The following is a 12078-nucleotide window of genomic DNA, read 5'->3' on the forward strand; positions in this document are numbered from 1 at the left end:
AATCATATTCAAAAATAACAATTAATACCCATAATGGCCGTACATACCATATCCGTTTGGCTTGTAGACTTCTGCTCTATTACGGTCTTTTAATTGAAACTCTTCAATAACAAAACCAATAACATCTTGGTCAGTTTCTGTATCTTCTATGCGCATTCCTGCATTTTTATAATAAGGGTTGGTAGTAAGTGGTTTTCCCTTTTCAAAGACGATCAGATTCATTGTAAAGTTTTTATCGTATTCTTTGTTGTCTCTTGTTTTAAAGAAATAACCTGTATACGATTTGCCTTCATAGCTCAATGGTTTTTTATCTAGGAATTGAATAGAGTCTTGTTTTTTCTTAAAATATGAAAACTCATAAACGCTAGCTTCTGCCAGTGCCTGTTCATTTTTATAGTCCGATGGAAAAAGATTCAGTTTCTTTATTTTTTTCAACTTATTAAATAAGAATAAACGGCCGTTGATATCTTCAGCAATTTCTTGCAACATTCCGGTAGGTATTGTTGCTTCGTCTTTGGCTAATAATGTTAAGTAGGTGGTCTTTATGCGATTATTCTTAACTAAAAGCAATCGGTTGTAAAATTGGGTTATGTCTTTTTCATTTATAAATGGATATAGTAGAACAGCATAATCTTCTAATATACCATTGGTGGAGTTGTTAGGTTCAGTAAGTGCTGCTGCTGTATTTCTGTAACTACTAGTCCTGCTCAATTGCCGTTTTAGTTGAATTTTGGCATCATTCAATATTTGCTTCCGATATTTCTTATAACTCTTAGGTTTAATAATTTCCTTTTCTACTAATCGAGCGAGTAAAGAAAAGATAGGTGATTTATATTCTTCAATACCACTGTAATCTAATAATTCAGGATACAACTTTTTAGCCATCGACAGGCTATCCATATATGGTCTAAAGATCTGAGTTATTTCATGTCTATTTGATGTAAGGGGTAAGTCTTGAGCTAATAATTCTAATAATAGTTTTACCGAGTTTGCATCTGCATTTTTAGTTACCGACTTTAAAATTTTAGTCTGGGCATCTGAATTATCGTACGATTTAGCATAAAACCTTTTAAAGAAATCAACGCTTTTGGGGTCATTGAGTTTACCGAGTTTTTGAATAAGAAAAGACTGTATATATTTTTGGTCGTCCTTAAAATCGAAGTTTTCAATATAATACTTTAACGAGTCTACAGCTGTATTCTTAAACGATATTAAGTTGTAACCATCTATTAGAATACTGTCATTTTCTCGAAGGGCTTTAAAGAAAATCGAAGTTTTATCTTCAAAAATAGATTTGCCAATTATGGTATCGATAGGTTTGAAATTTTCGAAAAACTCACCAACAAATTTGCTTGGTTTTTCAAGGGTGTCTACCTGTGTCTTTAATTCATATGCAAGTCCGTTTTTAACAACATTTTTTATTAAGATGCCTCTAGTACTAGCGGTGTCGGTTAATGTTAATTGTAGTTCATATGTGCCGTCGGCATAGGTGGTGTCTTTTTCTTTGTATATAATGAATTCTTTGTAGGCATGATTTTTTTTGCGAATAGACCATAATGAATCGATTGAAGGAAGCATCATAAAATCATGAGCCTTATTTAATTCTACTGTTATCGCTTCGTTATTCTTATTTTGATAAATGGATTTCTTATTGAAAGAACTATATGCTTTTGGTTTTTCTGTACCTGTGTAGTAATTATTAGAATTCTCAACGAATTTCGGCGGTTTTACGTTTGTAACAGTGCTAAAAAGCATGGCGGTATCTCGTATGCTTTCAAATTTGTTAAGGTAAATAGCTTCTTTAATTTTAAAGGAATCGAAAAAAGGAGCAACCTTTTCTTCATTCTTGGTTACTATGCCTAAAAGGTAATAGTCGCCTCGTTTAAAAGCTGTTTTTAAATAGATGTTTTTTTGTAGTGCTGCATCAATTGTTGCTTTTGAAGTGAGAGTGTTCGCTTGAACGTTATCATATGCAGGCTTGAGTTTTAAATCTTGATAGAATCGTTTCTGAATTTGCTTAAGTTCAAATGAATCCACCTCAATAAAATTAAAATCATTTAAAGTAGTTTTTCTTAAAAAATAATAGGAGTCGGAGATTGAATCATAGGCTTCAGCAAAACGATCGCCATTGCGTAATTGGTTCTTAAAATTATATAATGAAGGTAATGTTACTTCAAAATCTTTAAAAGCTGAAGCAACGGTTACTTGCTTTTTAATAGGTTTTCTAAAGTGTATACTATTGAAAATAGTATCCGAATGTTGCGAGACAAAATCACCATCACCGCCCATTTTAAAAATAACAATCTCAAGGGGAGTCAAATAGATTTGATAACGTTGGTGGTCACCATTTTTTAATTTATTTTTAATATCGAGCCCTTCGAAACCGTTTCTTTTAATTCTTGTTTTTTCTTCTATTTTTCCTGGAATGTTCTCAAATAATAATTTGTCTATGGCTTTAAGAGAGAAAATATCATCTTGCTTTATATATTTAAAAGTTGGTATCCTGTTCACCATAACATAACTACCGTTCGCTAGATCTGGGGAGATATAGGTGGTACTTGCATATTCAGCTACGGGATATAATTTATTAGGCAAATCAATAGTGAAGAATTTATCATCAGGAAAAGCGGTTTTGTATCCGTTTTGCCTAATTTTTGTTTCGAACATTTCTTTTAAACGCTTTCCTTTTTGTGTTGCTTTAGAAGTTAAAGGTTTTACTGTATAGCCTTTATTTTTAAGCATAGTAATCACTCCATTTTTTCCAGGAAGATGCGCTGCGCCAATACCTGTAAATACTTTTGAGGTTTGCATTACCGAATCGAGACGGTCGGCCATATTTCTATTACGTGTATATAGCATGTTTTTTAAATAGTGCTTAGTATACATTGCGTTATCAATAGAATCGAGCAAATTAATATTTCGATTTCTATAAGCATCTTGTAAAATACTCATTGGATCTTGTTCTTGCATTTTTTTCTGTAACCATTCGTCTGGCTTTTGCTTCATGGCATTAAGACTAGCACGACCTACTAAGGCAGCCGATTCTTCAAGATCTTCTAACGCGACTACTGGTTTTTCGAATTTCTTACCTGCCTGATAGATAAACATATCTAGATAGGTTTCCTCTTCAAAGTTTTGGGAGTATTCATTAGTGCGGTAGAGAATATTATTTACACGTCGGTCTTCAAAAGAGAGGTAAGCACCAATTTCTTCTTTCTTTGGGTTTTTTAATGCGAAAGGGGTTGAATAGAATCCACTTGGGTTTAAACCAGTACCCATACCACCGAAATTATCAGATTTTTCGAGCCAAGTATCGGGATCCGATTCAAGAGCTACAACTTCACTTTTGTCTAAAGCTTCGTAAAAAACATCGTCTAAACGAAATGCAATTCGCTTACTAACATGCATGGTGCCATAGAGATATGAAGATTGCGGTAAGCCATTACCGGAAATCTCCCAAAGAAGACTATTTATATTTATGTCAAGAGTAGAATCGTCTGACTGGGCAAAGAGCCCGGCAACAAATAACAATAGAACTAGCGTGATTTTCTTTTGCATATATACTCTTCCGGGAATTCTGAGATAATTTAGTTTCCTAAAAAACAATTAAATAATAAGCGTTTTAGTCAATAAAACGGAGGTTAAACATATCTATTATAACCATTTCTTATTATGCTATCAATAATGCCACGAATTATTTTAACGGAATTTGGTTACAAGTAGTATTTTTACGGTCGAAAAAGAAGTGATATAGTTGTGAAATGTGCCGCAACAACACCAATGCCATCCTAGATGTTTATTGGTTAATTACTACTGACCTTCGAAAAACATTAGAAATTACAGATGAAAGGAGTACTACTAGTAAATTTAGGATCACCCGAAAGTCCAACGGCGAAAGATGTAAAACCATATTTAGATGAATTTCTAATGGACGAAAGGGTTATTGATGTGCCTAATTGGCTTCGAAATATTATTGTTCGTGGTATTATTTTAAGAACACGTCCTAAAAAATCTGCAGAGGCATATGCAAAAATTTGGTGGGAAGAAGGTTCGCCCTTAGTTGTAATTTCTGAACGATTTGCAGAAAAAGTACAAAAACAAACTACTTTGCCTGTTGCATTAGGTATGCGATATGGTTCAATGACCATAAAAAATGCTTTGCAAGAACTTGTAAATAAAGGCGTTGATGAAGTTTTGTTAGTCCCTTTGTATCCGCATTATGCAATGTCGAGTTTCGAAACCGTAGTGGTGAAAACTATGGAAGTACAAGAAGAACATTTTTCGAATGTAAAAATTACAACATTACCGGCATTTTATAAGAATGATGATTTTATTAGAGTGCTATCGGAACGCATAAGAGAAGGTTTAGAAGGTTTTAATTATGATCATGTTTTATTCTCATATCATGGTATTCCGGAACGACATATAAGAAAAAGTGACCCAACGCGCTTTCATTGTAAAATAGATGGTAGTTGTTGTAATACAAATTCTGTAGCACACAATACGTGCTATCGTCATCAGTGTTTTGAAACTACCAAAAAAGTTCAGGCCTACTTAAATTTGCCAGACGACAAAATCAGTAATTCTTTTCAATCGAGGCTACCAAACGACCCTTGGTTAAAGCCGTATACAGATTTTGAATTTGTACGACTAGCTGAAGAGGGTAAAAAGAATTTAGCGGTTATTACACCAGCTTTTGTATCGGATTGCTTAGAGACCCTAGAAGAGATTGCAATGGAAGGGAAGCACCAATTTCAAGAAGCGGGTGGCGGAGATTATCGCCATATTGCTTGTTTAAATGATGGTGATGCCTGGGTATCAGTAATGGCTGATTGGGTTAATGATTGGGAAAAAAGTGATGTTTTGCCTTAAACTTTTTTGATGTACTTCTAAAATGAACAATTTACACTAAGTACTGTATATATTTTTACTTAGTATTTGAAAAGCTTCCGATGGAGTTCGATATAGACTTAAAACTGACATTAAATGTCGAATACCACTTCAGAACAATTAGGCACACAGCCAATAAGTAAACTACTCATAAGGCAAGCAATACCAGCTGCTATTGGTATTCTGGTGATGTCATTAAATATTTTAGTGGATTCCATTTTTGTGGGCAATTGGATTGGTCCAATCGCGATAGCTGCAATAAATGTAGTATTACCAGTTTCCTTTTTTATTGCTGCTTTAGGAATGGCTATTGGCGTTGGAGGCTCAAGTATGATTTCCCGTGCCATGGGTGCTAATAATAAAGAAAAAGCATTAAAAACTTTTGGCAATCAAATCACCTTAACTGTAGTAGTTACAATAGTTATGGCTGGGTTAGGTCTTTTTTATGTAGACACATTAATTCCGGCATTTGGTGGTAAGGGAGAGATTTTTGATTATGCTAAAATCTACTATATTATTGTATTATATGGTGTTCCATTTCTAGCATTAACGATGCTCGGGAATAATGTTATACGAGCGGAAGGAAAACCGAAATTTGCAATGATTGCCATGATAATCCCATCAGTAGGGAATCTATTTATGGATTTTCTATTTATCAATATTTTTGATTGGGGAATGGAAGGAGCAGCATGGGCAACTACAGGAGCATATTTATGTTCTTTCAGTTATATTTTATACTTCTTTCTTTCTAAGAATTCGGAACTTAAGATAAATGCGACTCATTTTGGTTTTAATAAAACTATTCTTAGGGAAATTAGTTCATTAGGTTTTGTTACCCTAGCTCGGCAAGCAGCTGTAAGTGTTATTTATTTGATTTTAAATAATATACTGTTCGGATTGGGTGGTGAAGCTATGGTTACAGTGTATGCTATAATTGGTCGTATGTTAATGTTTGCGCTGTTTCCAGTATTTGGTATAACACAAGGATTCTTGCCTATAGCCGGATTTAATTATGGGGCAGAAAAATATGATCGTGTAAAAGAAAGTATTTATACAGCAATAAAGTATGCATCTATCTTAGGAACAATTGTTTTTTTAGGTCTTTTTATATTTCCAACAGAAATTGCTGCATTATTTCTAAGTTCAAAAGAGGGGTTGCCAGTAGCTGAGGTTGAAATTAACAACTATGTATTTAAACACATGCCAAGTGCAATGCGATTGGTTTTTGCCGCGACACCTATTATTGCCATACAATTAATTGGTTCAGCTTATTTTCAAGCAATCGGAAAAGCAAAACCAGCACTGTTTTTAACATTAACACGGCAAGGAATATTTTTTATTCCATTGATTCTAACATTGCCAGATTTATATGGAGAAATAGGCGTTTGGTTGTCATTTCCTATTGCGGATGTCTTGTCAACTATTGTAACCGGTGCTTATTTAAAACGGGAGATTTCTAGGACGTTGGGTTGATTATTCTTCAGGCATTAGAGTTGCTGCTTTACTTATTATTTTCCAACCACCTTCAAGTTTTTTAAGAATGAACATATCAATAAAACGAAGACTTTCTTTTGCGATAAGGATTTCAGCTTTTGCTAATGCAATATCATTTTCTTGATCTACAGATAAAATTTTTCCAACTCTTCCATTGAATTTACCTTTTTCTCTTTTTTCAAACAATGCTGCATATTCTGCAATAGAAAGAATGTAAATGGGTTGATCTTTTTTTGATAAGAACATTTGAACATCTTCATAGAAGGGTTCCGCTATTTTTTTAGGATCATTATAAGAGCTACCATCTAAGTATTTCTGTAATGCTTGGCGAATCTCTGTTTCTTCTGATTGTGCTTGTAATGATCCAATTGCTAATATTAAAACGATACTAAATATAAATTTGTGCATAATTTATTTGTTAAATTGTTATTCTGGTTTAATTCGAATTATTTTTCCATTTGTTCGATTTGATAAGTCTTCAGTTAAAATGTATAGTTTGCCTTCAGGACTTTGAACTGCTTTTCGTGAACGTTCGCGATTGTCAATAAATAGCTCTTCCATACTTTTTACTGTTTCATCCTCAATACGAACTCGCCAGAGACTACCTCTTGATAAGCCTGGGATTATTAAATTATTTTTCCATAGTGGGAATTCATTTCCTGTGTAAAAAGTAAGTCCGGTAGGAGCAACAGTCTGTAGCCAAAACCATTTTGGTTCTGTGTAGGTAGTGCCCTCTATTTTTTTTGGAATGAATTTGTCACCTCTATATTTTCCTGAAGTAATAATAGGCCAGCCGTAATTAGCTCCTTTGGTTAGTAAATTAATTTCATCACCTTGTGTAGTGCCGTGCTCGCTAAACCAAATATTTCCTGTTTCTGGTTCAACCGTTATGCCTTGGGCTGCTCTAATACCTGTCGCATACAATCCTGGAATAGCATCCACTCCAAAATCAGGATTATCAGAAGGTATTGTTCCATCAGAATTAAGGCGATATATTTTACCTCTACGGTCGGTTGTGTTTTGTGCGATAGGTATTGCTGGCTGATTATCTTCATTGAACAGGCGTTCACCAATTGTAATGTATAATTTGTTGTCTTTTCCAAATGTCATTCCTCCTCCGTAATGGTACATTCCGTGAGAATAGGGTAATGCTAAGAATATCGATTTTATATTTTTTAAGGAGTCATTTTCTAGCTGAGCCTTGATTACCTTAGTTGTCGAGCCATCACTGCTTTTGCTAACATAAGAAATGAATATGTTGTTATTCTCGGCATAATCAGGATCAAGTTTAACGTCTAAAATGCCCGCATTAAAAGTTTCCTTAATACCATCGGGCATCCGACTTGGAAATACGCCAGGTTCGTAATCGCTTTTTTGATATAATAAACTATCTATTCGATCTTTTGGAAAACCCTTGATTTGAATTCTTTTTTTAGTTGTTAAGTTTATCCGTAATAGATCACCATCTTTTTCTGAAAGTAGTACTTCATCTTCAGACAGAAATGCCATGCTCCAAGGGCGAGATAAACTATCAATAATTACTTTCTTTTTAGGAATAGTTTCAGAAAGAGTTGCGTTACCTTTTTTTGTCTCAGAGCAGGTAAATAACGTAAGTGAGAATAATAAGATTATCGTTTTCATTATTGATTGTTAGATGATTCAAAAATCAGAACAATCAGAACAAAATCCTTTAAAAATCATGATTCTTAAAACGAAAAATTAAAATTTTTAATTTAAGATTTGTGTTGATTTCGGTATTGTGACGGGGTGAGTTTTGTTGCCGATTTAAAGGCTAGATTGAATGAAGTTACATTGCCAAAGCCACAGTCATAGGCGATTGTAGCAATTTTTTCTTGTATATATTTGGCATCTATTAATAATGTTTTAGCTTTTTCTATGCGATATTCATTAACAAATTCAGAGAAATTTTTCTGTTCATTTTCATTAATCACTTGCGAAAGATTACGTGAAGAAATATTCATCTTTTCGGCAATCTGATCTAAATTAATCATGTTGTCTAAATATAATTGTTCGTTTTGAAAAAGTGTTTTTAATTGATTTAGATGTTTTTTAGAGGTCGCTTGATCCATAGAAGAATTAGCATATTTTTCAATAGCAAAAAGCGGTTTTTTTAAAAGTAGAAATGAAAAAACATAGACTAAAAGAGAAAAGAAAATAGCACCTCCAATATAATAGGGGAAAATACCCGCCAAATTACCCATATAGAAAGTCCAAATTAGTGCAGTTCCTATTAATAAGTTTCTGTAAACAGTGGTAATAGTTAACTCTGTTTTAAGCCTGTATTTGAAATAAAGTAAAATCGATAAAATAAGATAGAGTAAAAGGTGAATGAAAACGGAAATATAAATCCAATAAGACAAGGTGGTACCATCATTTGGAATGAAATAACAAAATACCACGAAGCTTATAAATGGGATTAGATGTGCATAGTCTTTGGGATGAATTTTACGTTCTCTTTTTAGTAACAATCGTCCATAAAACCATAACACAGGCCCAGATAGTAATAGCCCTGAAATACCAAGATTTCTTTGCCAAGGTTCTAGGGTGAGGTATACATTTAGCACCGATTTTCCAATTCGAATGGTGAGTCCCAAAAGGAAAAATGCTAAAAAAATATTGGTTTTGTTATTGCCGTTTCTAAAAGTGAAAAGATAGGCACATAAAAAAACAGCTTGAACCAGGCCAATGCAACTTAAAACAAGAATTACCGAATCTAGATTCATGCTAAGGATTAGAAAATTAGTGTACCCTTTTTAATAAAAGTTTAAGCACGTTTAGTTCAAGGATTTAGTTAATTAGCTGCTTTTTGCTGCAACAATTCCATACCTGTTGATGATCTAGGTTTAAATCCAGGCCAGTTTTGCTCATTAGAATTTTCAGGGATATCTAAAAACTTTGAATGGTCTTCATTTTTTAGAAGCGACCCTAAAAAAGCAGATACAAAATGCTGATTAACATTATTTATTTTGCGTTGGTCCCAACTACTATCTGCATAACGATAGTATTCATCAATATGTAATCCAGGTGCTAAAGACTCTGCTGGTGGGGGATTAGGAGCAACATTGTGTCTCGCATTCTCATAAGTAAGTAAATACCTATCTGCATTTATAGTTCCTTCGTAAATGGCTTTAATACCTTTTTCATAACCAGAAATATCATCTTGACTTCCTGCAATAAACAAAGTTGGTTTGGTAAGTCCTTTTAGGCCTTCTGCATCCCAAACGCCACGTTCCATTCCCCATGGAGCAAAAGCTACAACGGCCTTAATACGTGGGTCTTTTTGTTTTTGATATTCCGTATTACTCGCTAGTAATGTGGAAATTGCCGAACTTCCTTTTGTCATTCCTCCGAAGAATTGTCCAAGGCCATCACTATAACCAGCGCCACCGACATTTAGAACGCCATAACCGCCCATAGAATAACCGACTATTCCAATGTTTTCGGAATCTATAAGTCCAGCCAAAGAATCTTTACTATCTGCTGCGCCTAAATTGGCTATTTCGTTAACAACAAAACGAATATCTTTTGCTCTGTTTAATAAAGTGCTCTGGAAAACATTTGCGTCTTTAAAAGTAGAATCAGTATGGTCAATTGAAACTACAATGTAACCTTTTGAGGCTAGGTTTTCGGTTAAATACGTCATTAAATAGCGCGACCCCACATATCCGTGAGCCACAATAACTAGTGGAAATTTACCTGCTGAGGTTTTAGGTTTTGCATCTCTAATTGCTCGTCCATTAAATGTAAATGGAACTAAAGGGCGTAGTGAATCGCCACGTGTGCCCATAACTTCGTTATAGGTTACTGTAGCAGTTTTGTCTGAGGCATTCGCTGGATACCAAATTTCAACCGTTAATGGGCGATCATACGTTGGGTCTTTACCTTCTTTAGAATTTATAATATCAATTTGATTTTTATTTGTCAATTGCATGGTACGTACCCCAATTGTGTGCTCTCCTCGTTTAGAAAGTTCAGGGGCATCGGGTAGTTGATCACCGTATAAAAAATCTTGTTGGGCTTGAAGATTGTTGCTAATTAATAGAATGGAAAAAATAAATAGTAGTAATGAGGCATTACTTATGGAGCGTTTCATGGTAGTGTTTTTGAGTTACGGATTAAGGTACAAATAAATTTGTAGTAACATAATGAATGTAAAAATTTGGATGCTTAAGATGCAAGCCACCAGATAACTCCATAAATAAAAACAAAAGTAATACAGATTGTAATTACCCAATTCATCCGCTCTTGGCGTTTATAGATTTTAATTTTTTTGCGAATACGCTTCATGTCTTGTTCTGTTGAAACTTTTAGATTCAACTTAGTTTTGCTTTCAATACCATAAACATCTCCTTTACTTTTTAGCTTACGCTTCTTAAGCAATGATCGATTGTTTTTCAATGTTACAATAGCCGCTGCTATTCCTCCTCCTTTCATAGTCTTGTATTAATAGTTCCGATGATATGTAGTGAAATAACTAGTTTTGTTACATTAATGGACTTAGAATACTGTTTTGAGGTTTTTTAGTAAAGGAATCAGTATGAGTACGACCAAATAATGAAAGTGACTTGTCATAATGAAGAAGAAACATTTGTCTTTTAGTAATATTATTTTTGCACTTTTCATTGTGGCTTTAATAATTCCACAAACGCGAATAGCTTTGCAAGTAACTGTAAATAAAGCTAAGGTTTTTTTAATGTCGCCATCTGAATTAAGTGAAGAAGACCAAACTCAATTGCAACCATTTCAATATAATCTAACCACTTTAGATGGCAATTCAATAAACATTAACGTAGGAGATGATGAGGTTACTTTTATTAGCTATTGGGCAACTTGGTGTCCACCATGTATCGCCGAAATGCCTAGTATTGTGCAATTGCATGAAGATTATGGAACAAGAGTTAATTTTCTTTTATTAACTAATGAAAAGCCAGAAAAAGTTACAGCATTTTTAAGTAAGAAAGGCTATGATTTACCAGTCTATCTACCGATGATGAATAGTCCAAAACATTTACAGTCAAGTAGTATTCCTACAAATTATGTTATTGATAAAACAGGTAAAATTATCATAAAGGAAGTTGGAGCCGTCGATTGGAATAGCAAGAAGATTCGAAAAATTTTAGACAATGCCCTTCGGTAATTATTCTTTTATAGCGCTTAAGGTTACTAATAATTGGCCAACGTGTCTTTGACTATGTTCTGCAGCATGAAAAAGTAACCCGATTACGGATGATGGTAGTTTTTTGCGGCCAACAGTTCTTACTTCTGATAATGCTGATTCTGGCACAGTTTTAAAGTAATTTAAAGCTTCATTTACTTTTGAGTCAAATTCCGAAACCATTTCGATAGATTTTTTATCGATTGCTGAATTCCCTTCATTTTTCAGAAATTGAAATTGCTCTGCTGTCAACGGTTTGTCCTGCGCATAAGTCAGCATGCGATCTAAGACACCAGTTAAATGTTGTAGATGAAATCCAACAGCAGCCCTACCGAAAGGCATTACCCATAATTTTTCTTCCGGAAAATCTTTAAGAGATTCTTTAACCTCACGAACAGATTGTAATAGAGCATGAGCAGATGGTTGTAGTAATGCTGGAATTTCAGGAATAGGACCACTAAGCCAAATTTCTTGCTGTGCCATGTTAGTAATTAAGTTTTATTGGACACTTCAAATTA

At 34.0% G+C, this 12078-nt stretch carries 10 protein-coding genes; 3 read left to right on the forward strand and 7 right to left on the reverse strand.

All coding sequences use genetic code 11. The annotated features are described in order from the left end of the window. Positions 1-21: 21 nt before the first annotated feature. A complete protein-coding gene (locus tag UH7x_RS08235; protein WP_482363246.1) occupies positions 22-3558 on the reverse strand; it encodes a TraB/GumN family protein in 3537 nt (1178 codons plus the stop codon). A gap of 285 nt (positions 3559-3843) precedes the next feature. Here UH7x_RS08235 and hemH point away from each other — a divergent pair, with 285 nt between their 5' ends. Together hemH and UH7x_RS08245 are read left to right on the forward strand one after the other, a co-directional pair. Then, on the forward strand, positions 3844-4872 hold the full coding sequence (hemH, locus tag UH7x_RS08240) for a ferrochelatase (protein ID WP_482363247.1): 1029 nt from the start codon (positions 3844-3846) through the stop codon (positions 4870-4872). Between the two features lie 114 nt (positions 4873-4986). Beyond that, positions 4987-6363, forward strand: a complete 1377-nt coding sequence (locus UH7x_RS08245) for an MATE family efflux transporter (protein ID WP_482363248.1) — start codon at positions 4987-4989, stop codon at positions 6361-6363. On the opposite strand, the gene UH7x_RS08250 is transcribed toward UH7x_RS08245, so the two are convergent. The 5 genes from UH7x_RS08250 to UH7x_RS08270 all read right to left on the reverse strand — a co-directional run bounded on the left by UH7x_RS08250 (position 6364) and on the right by UH7x_RS08270 (position 10839). After that, the gene (locus tag UH7x_RS08250; protein ID WP_482363249.1) at positions 6364-6792 is read right to left on the reverse strand and encodes a nuclear transport factor 2 family protein; all 429 of its coding nucleotides are present in this window, start codon (positions 6790-6792) and stop codon (positions 6364-6366) included. A gap of 18 nt (positions 6793-6810) precedes the next feature. After that, entirely contained in the window at positions 6811-8025 is a 1215-nt protein-coding gene (locus tag UH7x_RS08255) for a PQQ-dependent sugar dehydrogenase (protein WP_482363250.1), read from the reverse strand. A gap of 92 nt (positions 8026-8117) precedes the next feature. Beyond that, entirely contained in the window at positions 8118-9128 is a 1011-nt protein-coding gene (locus UH7x_RS08260) for a helix-turn-helix domain-containing protein (protein ID WP_482363251.1), read from the reverse strand. A 68-nt stretch (positions 9129-9196) separates the two neighbouring features. Further along, the gene (locus UH7x_RS08265; protein WP_482363252.1) at positions 9197-10498 is read right to left on the reverse strand and encodes an alpha/beta hydrolase family protein; all 1302 of its coding nucleotides are present in this window, start codon (positions 10496-10498) and stop codon (positions 9197-9199) included. 74 nt (positions 10499-10572) lie between these two features. Next, the gene (locus UH7x_RS08270; RefSeq protein ID WP_482363253.1) at positions 10573-10839 is read right to left on the reverse strand and encodes a hypothetical protein; all 267 of its coding nucleotides are present in this window, start codon (positions 10837-10839) and stop codon (positions 10573-10575) included. Between the two features lie 139 nt (positions 10840-10978). Here UH7x_RS08270 and UH7x_RS08275 point away from each other — a divergent pair, with 139 nt between their 5' ends. Further along, positions 10979-11542 (forward strand): TlpA family protein disulfide reductase, encoded by a 564-nt coding sequence (locus UH7x_RS08275; RefSeq protein WP_482363254.1) that lies wholly within the window; start codon positions 10979-10981, stop codon positions 11540-11542. Here the strand turns inward: UH7x_RS08275 and UH7x_RS08280 are convergent, their stop codons facing one another. Next, the gene (locus UH7x_RS08280) at positions 11543-12043 is read right to left on the reverse strand and encodes a DinB family protein (RefSeq protein ID WP_482363255.1); all 501 of its coding nucleotides are present in this window, start codon (positions 12041-12043) and stop codon (positions 11543-11545) included. Positions 12044-12078: the final 35 nt, after the last annotated feature.

This window comes from Aurantibacter sp. UH7 (assembly GCF_056839165.1).